18 protein-coding genes are annotated in these 17187 nt (G+C 48.1%); 1 reads left to right on the top strand and 17 read right to left on the bottom strand.

The window, feature by feature from the left end:
* Positions 1-16: 16 nt before the first annotated feature.
* The 7 genes from ACN0T0_RS09665 to ACN0T0_RS09635 all read right to left on the bottom strand — a co-directional run bounded on the left by ACN0T0_RS09665 (position 17) and on the right by ACN0T0_RS09635 (position 7167).
* Complete coding sequence (locus ACN0T0_RS09665; RefSeq protein ID WP_417225497.1) at positions 17-709, bottom strand: ABC transporter ATP-binding protein; 693 nt, start codon at positions 707-709, stop codon at positions 17-19.
* Complete coding sequence (locus ACN0T0_RS09660) at positions 706-1461, bottom strand: ABC transporter ATP-binding protein (RefSeq protein ID WP_252734934.1); 756 nt, start codon at positions 1459-1461, stop codon at positions 706-708. The genes ACN0T0_RS09665 and ACN0T0_RS09660 overlap by 4 nt, the downstream gene beginning before the upstream one ends.
* A complete protein-coding gene (locus ACN0T0_RS09655) occupies positions 1461-2468 on the bottom strand; it encodes a branched-chain amino acid ABC transporter permease (RefSeq protein ID WP_417225495.1) in 1008 nt (335 codons plus the stop codon). The genes ACN0T0_RS09660 and ACN0T0_RS09655 overlap by 1 nt, the downstream gene beginning before the upstream one ends.
* Positions 2469-2470: 2 nt before the next feature.
* Complete coding sequence (locus ACN0T0_RS09650) at positions 2471-3328, bottom strand: branched-chain amino acid ABC transporter permease (RefSeq protein WP_215951921.1); 858 nt, start codon at positions 3326-3328, stop codon at positions 2471-2473.
* 63 nt (positions 3329-3391) lie between these two features.
* Positions 3392-4582: an ABC transporter substrate-binding protein gene (locus ACN0T0_RS09645; protein WP_320135338.1), complete on the bottom strand. Its 1191-nt coding sequence runs from the start codon at positions 4580-4582 to the stop codon at positions 3392-3394.
* Between the two features lie 115 nt (positions 4583-4697).
* Positions 4698-5444: a FadR/GntR family transcriptional regulator gene (locus ACN0T0_RS09640; protein ID WP_417225492.1), complete on the bottom strand. Its 747-nt coding sequence runs from the start codon at positions 5442-5444 to the stop codon at positions 4698-4700.
* Between the two features lie 535 nt (positions 5445-5979).
* On the bottom strand, positions 5980-7167 hold the full coding sequence (locus tag ACN0T0_RS09635) for an MFS transporter (RefSeq protein WP_417225490.1): 1188 nt from the start codon (positions 7165-7167) through the stop codon (positions 5980-5982).
* A gap of 111 nt (positions 7168-7278) precedes the next feature.
* Here ACN0T0_RS09635 and ACN0T0_RS09630 point away from each other — a divergent pair, with 111 nt between their 5' ends.
* Positions 7279-8112: an AraC family transcriptional regulator gene (locus ACN0T0_RS09630; RefSeq protein ID WP_417225488.1), complete on the top strand. Its 834-nt coding sequence runs from the start codon at positions 7279-7281 to the stop codon at positions 8110-8112.
* Positions 8113-8188: 76 nt separating this feature from the next.
* Here the strand turns inward: ACN0T0_RS09630 and ACN0T0_RS09625 are convergent, their stop codons facing one another.
* From ACN0T0_RS09625 to ACN0T0_RS09580, 10 genes are all read right to left on the bottom strand, one after another.
* Positions 8189-8431 (bottom strand): hypothetical protein, encoded by a 243-nt coding sequence (locus ACN0T0_RS09625; protein ID WP_417225486.1) that lies wholly within the window; start codon positions 8429-8431, stop codon positions 8189-8191.
* 532 nt (positions 8432-8963) lie between these two features.
* Positions 8964-9380, bottom strand: a complete 417-nt coding sequence (locus ACN0T0_RS09620) for a hypothetical protein (protein WP_417225485.1) — start codon at positions 9378-9380, stop codon at positions 8964-8966.
* 55 nt (positions 9381-9435) lie between these two features.
* Positions 9436-10068 (bottom strand): 3'-5' exonuclease, encoded by a 633-nt coding sequence (locus ACN0T0_RS09615; protein WP_417225483.1) that lies wholly within the window; start codon positions 10066-10068, stop codon positions 9436-9438.
* A gap of 6 nt (positions 10069-10074) precedes the next feature.
* Positions 10075-10791, bottom strand: coding sequence for a DUF1456 family protein (locus tag ACN0T0_RS09610; protein ID WP_417225481.1), 717 nt, complete (start codon positions 10789-10791; stop codon positions 10075-10077).
* A 169-nt stretch (positions 10792-10960) separates the two neighbouring features.
* The gene (locus tag ACN0T0_RS09605) at positions 10961-11905 is read right to left on the bottom strand and encodes a 2-hydroxyacid dehydrogenase (protein WP_417225479.1); all 945 of its coding nucleotides are present in this window, start codon (positions 11903-11905) and stop codon (positions 10961-10963) included.
* 32 nt (positions 11906-11937) lie between these two features.
* A complete protein-coding gene (locus tag ACN0T0_RS09600) occupies positions 11938-12183 on the bottom strand; it encodes a GlsB/YeaQ/YmgE family stress response membrane protein (protein WP_417225477.1) in 246 nt (81 codons plus the stop codon).
* Between the two features lie 102 nt (positions 12184-12285).
* The gene (locus ACN0T0_RS09595) at positions 12286-13077 is read right to left on the bottom strand and encodes a 2-keto-4-pentenoate hydratase (RefSeq protein ID WP_417225475.1); all 792 of its coding nucleotides are present in this window, start codon (positions 13075-13077) and stop codon (positions 12286-12288) included.
* Positions 13078-13274: 197 nt separating this feature from the next.
* Entirely contained in the window at positions 13275-13967 is a 693-nt protein-coding gene (locus tag ACN0T0_RS09590) for a sarcosine oxidase subunit gamma (protein ID WP_417225473.1), read from the bottom strand.
* Positions 13968-13969: 2 nt separating this feature from the next.
* Positions 13970-16870: a 2Fe-2S iron-sulfur cluster-binding protein gene (locus ACN0T0_RS09585; protein WP_417225471.1), complete on the bottom strand. Its 2901-nt coding sequence runs from the start codon at positions 16868-16870 to the stop codon at positions 13970-13972.
* The gene (locus ACN0T0_RS09580; RefSeq protein ID WP_417225469.1) at positions 16867-17184 is read right to left on the bottom strand and encodes a sarcosine oxidase subunit delta; all 318 of its coding nucleotides are present in this window, start codon (positions 17182-17184) and stop codon (positions 16867-16869) included. Before ACN0T0_RS09580 ends, ACN0T0_RS09585 begins: the two co-directional genes overlap by 4 nt.
* Between the last annotated feature and the right edge of the window lie 3 nt (positions 17185-17187).

Raw genomic sequence — 17187 nt, 5'->3', positions numbered from 1 at the left:
TCCTTTTAGCTGTCGGCTAAACTGCCAAATAGCGATCTTTAATCGATTCTTGCTGACGGAAATCCTCGCCCGTGCCGCTATAAACAATATTGCCCTGCTCTAACACATAGTGCCGGTCTGCTAGGCGCTCACATACCGCTAGGTTTTGCTCCACCAGCAGCACCGACACGCCCGCTTCTCGGATGCGTTCAAGAATGCGGACGATTTCATCAACAATGACTGGGGCTAAACCTTCGGTGGGCTCATCCAGTAATAATAGCTCCGGCTTATTCACCAAAGCCCTCGCCATCGCAAGCATCTGCTGCTCACCGCCGGACAGTTCATTACCACCATTTTTACGCCGTTCATAAAGCCGCGGGAACATTTCATACACATCACCGATGTCCCAGCGACTTCCCGCTCGAACAGCAATGGCTAAGTTTTCTTCGACACTCAGCAGACTGAAGATACCGCGGTGTTCCGGTACTAAAGCAATGCCATAACGGGCGATCTCAAAGGTCTCTTTCCCCACCAACTCAACGTCATTAAAACGGATGGAGCCCTGTTTCGGTTTCACAATACCCATGATGCTGCGTAATGTAGTCGTTTTACCCGCGCCATTACGCCCTAGCAATGTCACCAGTTCACCGGAACCCACCTCAAGAGAAAGCCCTTCCAACACATGGCTTTTACCGTAGTAAGAATGAACATTATTAAGCTCAAGTTTCATGATCCACTTTCCCCCAGATAGGCCTTCTTAACACGCTCATCCCCACTGACCACTTCGGGTTCACCTTCAATCAGAATATTGCCCTGATGCATCACGGTAATTCGATCTGAAATTGACATCACCAGTTTCATATTATGCTCAATCAACATCACCGTATGATCTTGCCCCAGCTCAGATATCAGCTGTGTCATCACCGGAATATCATCCACGCCCATACCAGAAGTAGGCTCATCCAACAGTAACATTTGCGGGCTACTACACAGTGCCATACCGACCTCAAGGACCCGTTGCTGACCGTGCGACAGCTCTCCGGCATAGGTATCAGCCACCGCGCCCAACTTGATCCGTTCAATCACTTCATCGGCTTTATCGCTATGTTGCCGCCGATGGTTCTCCGAATACCAGAACGCCAATGCCGCCAACCCATCTCGCCCTTGCGCGGCTAAGCGAAGGTTTTCACGCACACTCAGGTTCTGAAACAGACTAGTGATCTGAAATGAGCGGGACATCCCCACAGCTACCCGCTTATGGGGTGCCTGATGGGTGACATCATGTCCCGCAAACTGGATGCTTCCACTGGAGGGTTTACGTTCACCCGTCAGGCAGTGAAACAAAGTTGTTTTACCGGCACCATTGGGCCCAATCACCGTGTGTATAGAGCCTCGTTTGATCTTCAAATCGACGCTGCCTAGCGCCGCAAATGCGCCATAGCGTAAACCGAGGTTTTCTGTTTCGAGTATATAATCGTTCATCAGTTAACCCCCGAGGACTTCGCCGCAGATGCTTTGCGACGACGATATTCACGCCAGCGATCGGCAACAGAACCCACACCACCCCAAAGACCCGATGGCATAAACAGCACGACGCCGATCAGAGCAATACCTAATAAAATCATCCAGCGAGGCCAGACGGACGACAATATATCGCCCAATAACACGATCGATCCCGCCCCGAGGATAGAGCCGAATAAAGAACCGGTACCGCCAATGATCGTCATGATCAAAATGCTTTCTGACATCTGAAGCTCAATATTAGAAAGCGGCGCAAAGTTGAGTAACATCGCGTAAAGCGCGCCGGCAATACCGGTGATACCGCCCGAAATAACAAAGGCCAACAACTTAAAATGATTGGTCGAAAAGCCAACGGCTGAAGCGCGGTTTTCGTTCTCTCTAATCGCCACCAGTGTGGTGCCAAAAGGGGAATGAATCACCCGACGAGCAAACACAAAGATCAGCATGAAAAGCACACCAACAAAAGCGTAGAACGCCTCACTGGAGACCAGGTCACTCACCTCAAAGCCAAACAACATTAATGCCGGACGAGGAATGTCTAGCAAACCATTATCACCGCCAGTCCAATCGCTCAGGCTATAAGCAATAAAGTACGCCATCTGTGAAAAGGACAACGTCAACATGACAAAATAGATCCCCTTTCGACGTATCGACAGCGCGCCTACCAATCCGGCGAGTAAGGCGCCCGTTAACATTGCAATAAGCAGTGCTTCGAGTAGTCCAAATTGCCAATGAATCATGCATATCGACGCCACATAAGCACCACCACCAAAGAAAATCCCCTGACCAAAAGAGAGTAATCCGGTATAACCCAATAGCAGGTTACAAGCTAACGCGGCCATCGCAAAAATAAGAATTTCAGTCGCTAACGTTGCTGAAGGCAATAACAGTGGCATCACGATAATCGTTGCTAACGCTGCTAAGGTTACCCCGCCAAACAGTGATGATGATTTTTTTTGCTTCATCATAATCAGCCTCTCCCGAATAAACCGTAAGGACGTAACAGAATGACAAAAGCCATCGCACCATAAATCATCAAACTTGAGCCCTGCGGCCAGATCGTTGTCATCAGGCTCTGCACCAAGCCGACAATCAACCCACCTACTAGCGCTCCGGTGAATGATCCCATCCCGCCAATCACTACCACTACAAAGGCAATACCGAGGACTTCTACGCCAACAAAGGGATGAACACCCCGAATAGGCGCCGCCAACACGCCAGCAAGACCCGCAAGACCCACTCCCAGCGCAAAGGTAATCGAGAACAGTTTATGGATATGTGTACCTAACAGTGAAACGGTTTCCGTATCCTCACTACCGGCACGTACCAACGCGCCAAAACGTGTTCGTTCTAGCAGCAACCAAAGCGCAAAGGCGATCACGGCAGCAAAGATAATCACAAACAATCGGTACTTCGGATAATAGAAATGTCCCATCTGGAATACGCCCTGCAAGGCATCCGGTACGGAAACAGATTTACCGATAGGCCCCCAGATAGAGATGGTCAACTCCTGAATAATCAGAGCGATACCGAGGGTTATCAAGATGTGATAAGTATGCGGCAAGTGATAGGCACGTTTAATCAACGTCCTTTCAGTCAAAAAAGCCAAAGCAGCAACAATAAGAGGCGCTATCGCGAGCGCCAGCCAAAAATTACCCGTCAAAGAAACAATGGTAAAACAAAGATAGGAGCCTATAAGATAAAAGGCACCATGGGCAAAGTTAACAAAATTCAAAAGACCAAAGATAATCGTCAGTCCGACCGAAATCAGAAAATAGATCATCCCTAAGCCGACACCATTCAGTATCTGAAAAAGATAGAGACTCATCGGTTCACTCCAGCAAAAGTCATATATTCCGTATCCCGGCATAACCGGAATACGGAGGTCAAATTAACTACGTTTGCACGCTAGAGTGGCTTCATCAGGAAACGATTTTCCAGAGCTGATAATATCGACATAATCATCTGCATCAGCCATTTCTGACGCTGGCTTGCCTTTCAGCAGGTAGTAATCTTTAAGTACCTGGTGATCGGCTGCACGCACAAATTCACTACCGGTAGGACCATCATAGGTCACACCTTCCAATGCCTTAGCGACAACAGCACTGTCAGTCGTACCCGCCTTAGCGATGGCGTTCAAGATTGCGGTAGTACCAATATAGTCAGCCGCTAATGGGTAGTTTGGGTTCATGCCGTAAGCTTCATTAACCCGCTTCACCAGCGCATTGTTCATTGGGGTATCAACGGTATGCCAATACTGAGCACCAAAATACACACCGTCTGCAATGTCGGGACCGAGCTCTTGCAATTGATCAAGACCTGAAGACCAAGCCATCAGAATGGTCATCTGGTTTTTAAGGCCAAAGTTGATCGCTTGACGCAGTGCATTGGATGACTGAGAACCAAAGTTCAAGAGCAGTAAAACATCAGGTTGAGCGGCCATCGCATTTGTCAGGTAACCAGAGAACTCTTGCTCTTTCAACGAGTGGTAGCTGTTACCCACATGCTCGACACCTTCGGCTTCAAACACCTGCTTCGCATTTTCTAGCAGCGCTTCACCAAAGACATACTGAGGCGTGATGGTGTACCAACGTTTTTTCTCTGGAAACTGATCGATCAAGGGCTTAACAGTTTGACGTATAGCACCATATGTTGGCACAGACCAACGAAAAGTGGACATATTGCAATCGACACCCGTTAACTCATCAGCACCTGCAGGGGTCATGAAAACACCATTGACCTTATTCACTTCCTTACCGATTGCCAACGCGGTAGAAGACAGTGTGGCACCATCAAAAAAACGCGCGTTATCTTGACTGATCGCTTCCTGAACCTTACGCACAGCTTTACCCGCATTTCCTTCAGTATCGAGCGTCTTATAGCTCACCGGCTGCCCCAGTAGCGTGCCATAATCCTCAACGGCCAGCTTTGAACCCATATCGGCATATTTACCATAACTAGCAAAGGCTCCCGATACAGATTTAACGCCATAAATAGTAACCCCCTCAGCGGCAAACGTGAGTGTCGTCGTCGCCGTTAAAACAGCGGAGAGTAAGACATTCCTCAAAATCATTTTTTTCATAGTGCTTTCCTCTAAGGTTTCTTTACTATTTTATTTATTGCCTTATCTTGAAGCTTCTCAGTCATTCTCGGCCTGTTTAACAAGCTCTTTTTGATGGGTACTTACATACCCGGTTTTACATTTTTTGAGATATTTGGCCATCCAGCGCGACAAACTGCTGTTCCGCCTCACACATATGTTCACCCATTAAATGGCGCACAGCAGCTACGTCTTCGGCCCGATAGGCTGCTAGCAAACGCTGGTGATAAACGACATTCGAATGGGTAAATTGATAAGCATCGATTTGATAGGATTTTTTGAGTACCACCAAATCACGCAGGGTTTCGTTTAAAAAGCGACCCATAAAGCTAAACAAAGGATTCGGACTGGCATCGGCGAGTACATTATGAAATTCAAGTTCAGCAATCCGCTGAAGCCGCTGCTGGTCATCTGATTCCGGCGCTGTTGAGCAGGCTTTGGTATACTCTTCAAGCCGTTCGAAATCAGTGGGTGTTAACTTGCCTACCACCGAAACAGCCAGCTCAACTTCAATCAGTTTACGCATCTCGTACACTTGCTCAGCTGATAAGTGATTAAAGTAGAGGTAATTTCGTAACATCTTACTGGCGGGATCCGTGCCAACTTCCGAAAGGTAGGCTCCGCCGCCAGGGCCCGGGCGAGTATAAACAAGCCCTTCAACTTCTAACGCCTTTAACGCTTCCCTGACCGTTCCCTTAGAGCAACCAAACTGCTCAATTAAATCTCGCTCGTTAGGTAGGCGATCACCCGGTAGAAGTTTTTTTGCCACTATCATCGACTTCACTTCATCGACAATGAGATCAGATAATTTTTGTTTACGGTACTTTCGCTGAACTTCAGCCATTTCATCTCCGAAAAGAGCCACTTTAATAATTAATGTAAATAATCATGATTAATTATTTTGGCTCAAAAAAATCAGCCCTAAAGCTGCTTCTGATACCGACGAGTACAGACTGATTTGAATAGTAATGAAGCACAAATCCATACTGCCACTTAAAACTACAGTACTACTTACAGTGAGTTAAATGCCAATGAAATTAACCATAGTTATGATTTCAGTTACGCAAACAGAATATTCAGCGACCTTTATTAAGATGATTAATCTTATAAAGACCACTTATAACAGAAGATAAACCTAACAATATACACAAAAAAGAAAATATTAATTAGAGAACAAAACGAACGCAAAAAAGTGCAAAAGCAGTATAAATTCATACAGACGGACCGTATCGGCGAAAAAAAAACAAACCTCTCGCCGCCATACGACGATTAAAAAAGCGGGGGAAAGGGTGTATAAACCCTCTTCCCTCAAACGAACAGGCCCAAAATGAGTTCAGGATCAAGCCTGAACGCGTAATAAATCAGCTAATGAAACCGTTTTAAAGCGGCGTACCTTGGTTAGTTTTTTTCCAGCTGACCTCAACGCCTGGAGCGGGGTTGATCGGCACCATACGCGCCAACACCAACGAAACGGCGCCCATCGCTGCACCAGTCAAGAACACAGCCGCAGGGGAGATAATCCATAGCAATCCGTAGGCCGCCGGTAGGATAACCGCCGCGATATGATTAATGGTAAATGAGACTCCGGCGGTGGACGCTAAATCTTTAGGGTCTGCTATTTTTTGCAGGTAAGTTTTCTGTGCGATAGCCATCGAAAACAGCAGGTGATCTGCGATATATAAGCCGACGGCGATCCAAGGATCGGACACTAAGGCATAGGCGGTGAAGACAACAATCAAGCCGATATATTCGACCGACAGGGTTTTTCGCTCTCCCCAATAACCAATGAGTTTGCCAATTTTGGGGGCAAAAACCATATTCAAAGCGCCATTGACGAGAAACATAATAGATATTTCGCCAGCAGAAAAGCCAAATTTTTCCACCATCAGAAAACTCGCAAACACCATGAATATTTGTCGCCGCGCACCGCCCATAAACACCAATGCGTAGTACAACCAGTAACGTTTACGCAGCAGGAGTTTTTTATGCTGTTCGACTTTACCCGGCATATGCGGGAAGAATAGCCAGCAAAATAACGTAATGGCAACGGTTACACCCCCGCCCAACAGATAAACGGTTTGCATCGATAAACGAGACACGTCCAGTGCTAACCACACCAAACCAAAGGCCACCAAGCTGGCAAAGGAACCAATCGCCACCATCTGCCCTAAACGGTGAGGCGCTTCCTCTTTACTAAACAGTTGCAGTGATAAGGATTGATTCATGGTTTCGTAATAGTGAAACCCCAAGGACATCAGTACCGTCGTACAGTAAAGCCCTAACTCCGTTGGAAAAAAGCCGGTCATCGCAGTGCCCAAGCCCAGTAATAACATCGATACCAGTGCTAGGGTTTGTTCCCGCAGCAGCACTAACAACAGCACGGCACCAAATGAGAGAAACCCAGGGATCTCCCGTAATGATTGCAAAATACCGATCTCGACCCCGGTAAAGGCGGCTTGTTCGATGGCAAAGTTATTCAGTAATGCCATCCACACGCCCATCGATAACGGCATTGCCGCGGCGAGTAAAAACAGAAACATTTCCGGACGACGGATAAAATTCAACACAGTGACTCCAGCGAATCAGGGCACAACCAAATGCCAATACCCGACTCTGTTACTCAGTTAAGTTTAATGTTCTACTTTAAAAAACATCTCACCTGTCGTATATAATAAACCATGCCAACTTATATCGAAAAACAGACAGAACACCCTGAAACCCAGAACCACTGGCTTAACCCTGGTGGACAACCCTTTAACCGGCTCGAACAGGTACCGCGCCAACTGGTTATTCGCCAAGTAGACCATACGGCAGGTTTTTATACCCCTTTTCACAGTCATGGCTGGGGACAGCTTTTATTTATCGCCGATGGTCTGATTCAGGTGTCAGCCAAAAACATTGGCTACTGGGTCGTACCGCCTCAACGAGCGGTCTGGATTCCCGCCTATATCGAGCATGATACCCGCACCATTCATCCAGTGCAGATGCGCAACGTCTATATCGCTCCGGACGCGTCTAAACATCTACCGAATCACTGTCAGGTATTCCATGTCACCCCCCTGTTGCGAGAACTGATATTAGCGATGGTAAATTTCGATACCCTGTATGATGAAACGGGAGCTGAAGGACGCTTAGTCGAGGTGTTTCTCGATCAACTCAAAGCAACACCGGAAGCCCCCTTGCATCTGCCACATCCGAAGAGCAAGCCACTGATAGAGATAGCCCATCAGTTGAGGGATAACCCTGCGGATGCTCGTTCAATGGATGATTGGGGAGCCGAACTCGGTACCAGCGCCCGTTCTTTAGCACGCCATTTTCGGCAAGAAACGGGGATGACCTTTGGTCAGTGGCGACAGCAGGCGAGATTATTAGCCGCGCTCACCCGTATTGCACAGGGAGATGCCATCGCTAATATTGCCCAAGATCTCGGTTACAACAGCCAGAGCGCTTTTATCACCATGTTTAGAAAAGCGTTAGGAAAAACGCCGGGGCGTTATTTTGAACAAGAGTAACGGTGATAGCAGCGTCATGAACCAGTGAGTCATATCTGGCATGGTGATATTGAAAAGAGCAGCAGGTTAAGTACGCTTAATCACCACGGTGACTGCTTAGAGAATCGTGGCTAAAGTCAGCGTTATCGCTTTGATAGCCATCAGAGTGGTGACTATGAAGCACGAGATCAACATGCATAACCAGCCAAAGCGTTAACGAAATAACCCCGACAATTAAACCTACCGGTGCGGCCAAGTTATACAACACATCACCTGAATATAGATCGGTGTAGCGGCATGAAACCCAAAGACTCGCTAAAATAATGACTAATGATTTCATCTTATTTCCTTATAAGAATTAGCAGTATTATCAATAGGCCTGATCTAATAAAACACTAATCAATCCCTACTCTATTTCTGATTCCTTCCGTCTTCCTGATACCTATCAGTTATCTGATTAAAACATCTAATCACGACAAACTAGGTTATAACTTACCCATCAATCTAATGATTCACAGATAAGGAATACACTTTTAGAGCAATGATTTAATTCAGAAAGGAGCTAAAAGAGGTGCCAAGATAGCCACTTCATTTTCATCCTCTGAAAATGTGCCAATCTATTGATCCGTTACGCTGAACGTATACATCAGCGGCTAACGTGTATCCATTTAGGTGTATATTGACAAAAAAAACGGTGAGTTACAAATTTTTTTACGTGTCACAGTTTTTGACAGTAAGTTAACTCTGCATAAATTACCACTAACGAAGAGTCCACAAATGCAGCAAAAACCACCGAGTATTAAAACAAAATGAATTTTAACGCTCGGTTCCAGCACCCTATCGGGTTAAAAAAGGTTCAAGATCAACAGCGGTTAACCACTAATACGAGCAATTAACGCCGCTTGGGAATCGACAGAATGATAACCATCTTCTAACAATTCAAAACCGGTAAAAATAATTTCCAGCGCCCGGTCATTGGTCAGCAACATCACAATGGAATAGTCTTTGGTTTGCTCGATTTCATAGACACCAGATTTAAACCAGCTCGTCGCCATCTCCATCTGTTCTAGATAATCTTTACGGGAAACCGAATGAAACTCCAAAGGAACCGCATCATTACCTTTAAACTGTACGGCCGTATAGGTTTTAGGCACCGACAAAAAATCCCGTTTAGTGGCATAGACAACGGTCAGTAGTGGTTCACCTTGGGGGTTATGGCTAATAAAAGAACAATCCGTACCCGGCTCGGTTTCCAGCGGCGGCAGTTCTGAAAAACGTTTTAAAATCATCTGATTAATATCCTGTCAACTGTGAAGCTAACTCTAACGTCAGCTTCAAAAAACGTTACATCAATATCTGCTCTTTAATAATCTTTCCATCACCCGCTTGCTGCAGCCCCTGTAAGATTTTTAACGCAGCATAAGCATCATTAGCGGCATAGAGTAACTGAGCATCGCTGAGCGTTGGTAGCGCCCAGTTAGAAGTGGAAACCCGTTTCGATTTATTAAATTTTTGCCCAAACTGCACCGCTATCGCCGCTTTGACACCTAACTGACGCCGATATCCGAGCTTACGATAAACCGCATCGAGATCCAGTATAGCGGTAATCTCAACACCAAACTTACGGCGGATATGACTACGATCCGATTGTAAGCCAAAGCCCACTTTGACCACCTGCTTAGCCTGCAATACCTGACAAATAACCGGATAGGCTGCTTGATCATGTAGTTGAAAAATATAGCCGGTGCTGGCGGTACATAACTGCACTACATGAGGCCCCTTAGAGGGCTGATCTTTACGAAACACGGGTTTTGATTCGGTATCGAAGCCGACAAACGGACTGCTTAACAGATCCTGCAACGCGGCCTCAAGAGCCTCTGGGCCGACAGGTAAGCAGATATGCTCCAGTGTCAGTCCCTGAAACAGAGGAAACAGAGCAATCTCTTCCCGTGTCGGTGGCAGCAGCTTCTCTTTCATTGTTTATCAGCTCTTTTTACTGCTTTTCGCCAGCGCTTTGGCCCACACGGAATCACTGTCTGCGGTTTTAGGAGTTGGTTTTGTCGGCGCCGGCTTATCTGTCTCAGGCTTATCTATTACAGGTTTAGCGGTCGCGGGCTTATCAACAACAAACTTAACCTCTTTGCTGGCACGTTTCTCAGACGGTTTACGTACCGGCTTATCTGCCGTTGCAGTCGCCGTGGCAGTCACACGCTGGGGTTTATCACTATCGATTGCCGGTGCCTTATCGCGCCACTGGTGTTGCAAACCCGTTAAAAAGTTACGCAACACCTGATCTTTACATTCACGGTAGTTCTGATGGCCTTGTTTACGAAACAACGCACTCAGTTCATGTTTACTGAGACTCACACCCGCTAACTTCAACAACTGCAGAATATCATCGGCCGTAAGATTCAGAGCGATCTTCAACTTACGGAAGATGATATTGTTATTGAGGTGCCGTTCAGGCTCGGGCTGATCACCCTCTTTGCGGCCGCGTTTTTCGATAATCAAACCATTGAGAAAGGTCGCCATCTCCTGATCGGTAATGCGCACATACTCAGGGTCTTCCTCTTTTTTCAGCCAACCACCGAGTTGCACCCGGGTAACCGCCAGATTGGCATGACGAAAGACACCTATCATTTTGGTATCACTGAAATCAAAGGTATAGCGCAGACGGCGCAGAATATCGTTATTGGTCACAAAAAAAGTCCGGACAGTAAAGAATAAGGATGGCACTTTAACACAGATAGGCGGCTTTCATCCCCCATTGTTTAGGGATTAGCTTGAACATCGATCGTTCAACAAATAGACCTACCTCGCATTAACCCAAGCCTCACCATAAACGTTCATGGCGAAACGGTTTATGCCGTTAATATCCTTGGGTTTTATCAACGCTCGGCGGTATCGTCCCCTGCGTCAGATAAGTACTGATATTAGCAGCAACGATCCGACTGGCAGTTGCCACACTGGTTGGCGCTGAAATATGCGGTAATAGAGTAACTGCGGGGTGGCCCCATAGCGGTGATTGTGTAGGTAACGGTTCTTGAGCAAAAACATCTAACACCGCATGACTGACCTGCCCCTCGTCTAAGGCCTGCAGTAAGTCGTCATCAATCACCGTAGGACCTCGCCCAAAGTTAATCAGTGCGGCACCAATTTTTACCCGATTAAAAAAATCACGCCCCATCAACCCTTTGGTAGCCGGAGTCAGAGGGAGTAAATTAACAATAATGTCCGCCTGCGCCACCAACTCACATAGAGATTGTTCACCCATATAGCAGGCCACCGAATCAATGCGCTTTAGCGTCCGACTCCAACCTGAAACCCGAAAGCCGTTATCCACGAGTCGCAAAGCACTCTTTTGCCCCAGTACTCCCAGCCCAAGAATCACAATATGGCGATCGCAAGCATCAATGTAAGACTGAGGTCGCCAGACGTTAAGTGACTGTTGCTGCCGATAACGGGGCATATCACGATGTAGATAGAGGCTCCATGCCAGCACCGCTTCGGACATCGCCTGGGCTAGGTGAGGATCGGTTAAACGCACAATATCAAATGGCAAGTGCGCTAAATTGGCCATCATCCCTTCGACCCCAGCCCACACGGAATGCAACCAAATCAGATTACTCAGTTGAGCCACCTCATCTGGGTCTGGGTTCGCCACTACCGCCACGCTCACCTGCGCTTTTGCTTCATCACTCAACTGAGAAAACAGCCGGATATCACAGCTTGGCAACAGTTCGCGGAGGGTTGCACACCACTGATCCGCCTCAGCGTTATCGAGTTGATGTACAAACGGGATAAGTGGTCGCATGCTGCGCTCCTTAGATAGATGAGATAGTCTGCTTACTTCAGTTTTCTATAGGCAAACAGCAGAATAAACGCCCCCACTGTAGCGGTCACGATGCTACCTAAGCTCAAACCGTCTAAACTACCGAAGCCGATCAAGCTGCCGAGGAAACCGCCAACAAAGGCACCCGCAATACCCAGCAATGTAGTAATAATAAAACCACCGCCATCTTTACCCGGCATAATCCATTTCGCCAGCATACCGGCAATCAGCCCTAAAATAATCCAAGATATAATGCCCATCGTCTTACCTCTTATCGTTTTTATATGTCTAAATTAGATACACGTTGTAAACCGCTGTATACAGCTTCGGCTAATCATCACCCGGGGCTTAAACGTCACACTTCAATCCTGTGTAAAGGCTAATGATATTTCACCCAGGTCTTCATAGCTTAAGGTGAAATAGTCACCCGGCGCGATCTCGATCACACCCGCATATGAACTAGTAATCACCTGCTGACCCGCTTTAATATCGATACCCTGTTGACGCAAAAAGTTAACCAACCAAAACAACGGCAACAGAGGTTCAGCGCAGGGGTGTTTACCCGCAAAATGCTGTACCTCTGGCGTCGATGCGGTTGTCAGCGTTAGTTCGATCGTTGAGGCCTGAAAAGCCTGTTCCAACGAGATTTCAGGCCCTATAAACAAGCCCTGATTAAATAAGCAGTCGGCCAGATGCTCAATAAAGCTCACCGAATCCGGTTGCAGGTAGCGGCTGAGAATAAACTCCAGCGCTAGATGCGCGCCGGACAGCGCCGCCACAATCTCCTGCTCGGTATAGGGTGTTGGCCGGTGAGGCAGATCTTGAGCGAAACAAAAAGCAATCTCGGGTTCAATTTTACACCACCCTTCGTCCGCGATGATGGGACAGGGTGAAGTGGTATAGATGCTGTCACTAAAAATTGGCGCGACCACCGGCACATCGGTTAAACCATCGACCGCAATCGGCAAAGCACATTTCCAACCGCCGACGGGATTCCCCTGCTGCGTCATCAGTTCAAGCAAGCGGTGTTGAATCGCCAAGCCATCAGACACCGAGTTAGGACGACATTCAGCCTTGAGAGGTCCGGTCATGCGGTTATTCAACCGCCGAGAGAGTAATGTCTGAGCGGCCGCATGAATATCTGCCTGCTGCATAGCGTGTCCTAAGAGTCAGTTAAGGGTTTTGATACGCTGATCAAAACGCCCACTGTACCTTAAAGTTGGACAAGAGGAACTATTTCAAAGAGAAAAAAGATAACCCGATTCGGATCATGCTCAAACGGAGTTATAAATAAAGAAAAACCAGCGGCATCGGAGGAGATGCCAGCCGGTTTTTGAGGTGATGGAACTGGTTATTTAAGCAAACTATTTTGCCCGACTGGAGTGCCATTAAACTCACCCATCGCATCCAATAGGGCATCCCAAAGGTAGCCCGCTGAAGCACTATCACTGAAAATAGAAAACACCGGTTTGCCCGCCATCTGATGGTGACAGATAACCCCACTGACACGCGCCAGTGATGTCATCACTAAATCACCTAAGGAAAAATTTTTCTCCCGCAGATCGACCGCGCAGACTTTCGCCATCACATCGGCCAGATGATCACCGGACATCACCAACCAAGCATAGCTGTCATGGCAGTACACCGGATAAATACCGGGGCCGGTCAACTGCTGTTCTAACGCCGACAGATCAACCGTTGCATCAGGCACTGCAAGCAGCCAGTACTCGTTATAACCCAAACGCAGCACCATCAGTCCCTCATCCGACAGGGTCAGTGTATTGGGTTTTTCAGGCTGCAGCAGCCCCGCCGCAACCAGCGCATCACCAGCCGCGGGGCCTCGCAAGCCAAATCGCGGCAAGACTGAAAGATCGGTCAGCCCTATGTCAGGATCGTTCTGCCCTTGAGCACCCTCTCCTTGAGCACTCTGCCCTTCATAACTCAGCACCTGTGCGGCACCGGCAACTTCGATATACTCAGCCTGCTGGTGTTTGCGATAGATAAAACTACGGCTATCAAACTGTTCAGGGGTAATTAGGCTCATGATTACATCTCCTGTCTTAAGTTATCAGGATCATAGAAAGGCAGTGTCACCACTTCCGCCTTAATCTCTTCACCGTCTACACGAATGCTAATCTTCGAACCGGGTTCGCTATCGGCGATATCCGCATAGGCCAAACCGATAATCGCTTGACGGGCAGACGAATATTCACAGGAGGTCACGTTGCCAGCAATCCGATCCCCTTTTAATACCAGATGCCCCTCTTCAGGCTTGGTACTGTCAGTAGGCAAGATGAAGCCCACCAGTTTACGGGTTTGTGGTTGCGCCATCACAATATCCACTGAACGACAGCCGATGAAGAAGGGCTTTTTGCGATTCACCGCCCAACCCATATCCAGTTCACCGGGGTGACTCATCCCATCGGTATCCTGACTGACAATCACATGGCCTTTTTCCAGTCGTAACAGACGCTGTGTTTCAACCCCGAACGGCTTAATATCAAACGCCTTACCGGCTGCCATTAACGCATCCCAAAGGGCTTCACCATAGCGAGCAGGCACATGTATCTCATAACCCAGTTCACCGACAAAACCTACCCGTAATAAGCGTGCGGGAATATCAGCCACCTTGCCTTCTCGATACGCGAGATAGGGAAAGCCTTCAGGGCTAAGATCAACATCACTCACCAACTGTTCAAGCACTTTACGGGAATCTGGACCCGCTAAGTTCACCGCCGCAAAGGCGGAAGTCACATGTAAGATATCAACGTCTAAACGCCACTGCGCATTCCACTTAGTCATCTCACGGTAGACACGATCGACACCACTGGTGGTCGCGGTCACATAGAAGTGATCTTCAGTGATCCGGCAAGCCACACCGTCATCGATCACCACCCCATGCTCGTTCGTCAACACCGCGTAACGGGTACGACCCACCGGCTGTTTAAGGAACACAAAGGTATAGATGCGGTTCATAAACTCTGCAGCATCCGGCCCACGCAATTCGATACCACCAAGGGTACTCACGTCGATCAGGCCCACTTTAGAGCGAACATGCTCGGCTTCTTCACGAATCCAGCGATCTCGCTGGGCCGCATCACCATAATAGGCAGGACGGCGCCAGTTGCCAGCGGCAATCATTTTTGCTCCGAGTTCTAGGTGACGGTGATGCATCGCCGTTTGACGACGAGGATCAAAGATCCGACCAGCCACATGGGCGAGTTTTTCCGGTGCAAACGGTGGTCGAGCAGTGGTCACGCCGGTTTGCGTCACGGTGCGATCAGTCGACTTAGCCACCAAACGCGCGGTAGGCAAGGCAGAATGGCGCCCCTGGGATGGTCCCATGCCAACGGTTGAAAAGCGTTTAACCAACTGCACATCGCGATAGCCCAATCGGGTGGCGTTAACAATATCTTTCGCCTGTAGATCTTCATCATAATCGACAAAGTCTTTACCTTTCGGATGACTAAAGATCGGCCAACTAAAGTTGGGTTTCGCCTGACAGCTAACCGGTTGTTCCGCCTCATCACTGAGTTCTAAATTATGGAGTGCTCGAAGCGCCGCATTAGCACCATCAATTACCACTGCATCCAGTGTATGCAGACCATTCACGGAACCGGCGATATGAACCCCTTGCGGTATCCCGGACAGTTGAAACTCAGCCAGTTCATCTTTATAGCTCAGCTGCGCACCAGCCTGACAAAGTAGCTGATAAGCAGGCATATAACCGGCCGACATACAGAGCAGATCACACTCAAGAGTGCTACCCATAGCACTCACTTCGCCTTCAGCGACGATGGTGCGAATATCAACCGCCGTAATGTGCTTATTACCCTTACTCGGGATCGCCTCATAAACAGTGCTGTTCTGTATGACCTTAACACCCTTCTGTTTCACCATTCCCAGCAGCTCAGGCCAAAGGTGCTGCTGGCGTAGGTCAACAATGGCGGAGACTTCAACGCCATTATCCAGTAGCTCCAATGCGGTCAGATAACCATCGTCATTACCGGTCAAGACCACGGCTTTGCTGCCCGGCTTAACCGCATATAACTTCATCAAACGGGTGACGGCACTGCATAGCATGATGCCCGGTAGATCATTGTTGCGGAATACCACATGCTGCTCATAGGCACCGGAAGCGACGATGCACTCCTTTGCCCGCAGCTTATAAAGCCGTTTACCCTTAATCAGCGGCAGATAATTATCGGTAAACCAAGCGTTACAAACGGTATCCGTCATCACCTCAATCTTGGCATGAGCGGTTACTTTTTCAATCAGTTCCTGACGCAGGCTATCAGCTTGAACACCCTCGATATCGAAGCGGTTATAGGTGAGCGCGCCGCCTAACAGAGGCATCTCTTCAACCAACAAAACCTGAGCCCCGGCATCGGCCGCTTTTAGCGCAGCACTCAGCCCCGCAGGGCCCGAACCGATCACAACCACATCGGTAAACAGATATTTTTTATCGTAATATTCCGGTTTAAAATCCAGATCGATCTTGCCTAATCCGGCTTTCTTACGGATATAGCCTTCCCATTTATCCCACACACCCATCGGCTTAAAGAAACTACGGTAATAGAAGCCTACCGGCATAAAGCGACCAAAGTTACCCAGATAAGCATCTTTATCGCCTTCCAGTGTACCTTTATAGTTTTGCCCTTCGATCTGCATACCTTCAGCGGCCACCTGTCGGTCGGCCAAAACATTGGGCTCACCACCGAGCTGCACTAAGGTATTGGCATCCTGACCGGCCATGGTTAATGGCGCACGGGGACGGTGATATTTAAATGAACGGGACATTAGCCATTGTTGGTTAGACAGCAATGCACTGGCAATGCTATCGCCTTCAAACCCACTATACTGCTGCCCTTCGAAACTGAACGAGAGAGGTTTTTCTCGGTCGATCAGCAACCCTGCCGGGGCACTAAGACGCTTCTCGCTGTTCATGCGGTTCTCTCCTCAGACGCACTCGGCTCTTCTTTTGCCTTGAACTCGACCCGACTGGTATATATTTCAGCAGGATCATAGGTGCGTAAAATCTCATCACTGCCGGTATGCCGCTCAGCGATAAACCAATAGCCAGAAGGTGCATGCAACCACCATTCGGTTATCACGCCGATCTGGTTATCACTATAAAAAACATAGTCTGCCCACTCTTTATCAGTACAGTTATTAGGGTCCGGCATCTGCCGAACCTCGCCACCGTGGACAAACTCACTACTATTTCGGGGTCCATTCAGAGGACAATTAATAATCTTCATTGC

It is taken from the genome of Amphritea sp. (assembly GCF_048266285.1).
Classification (GTDB): Bacteria; Pseudomonadota; Gammaproteobacteria; order Pseudomonadales; family Balneatricaceae; genus Amphritea.
Note: the sequence above shows the minus strand (reverse complement) of the source record. Positions and strands in the feature narration are given on the sequence as shown.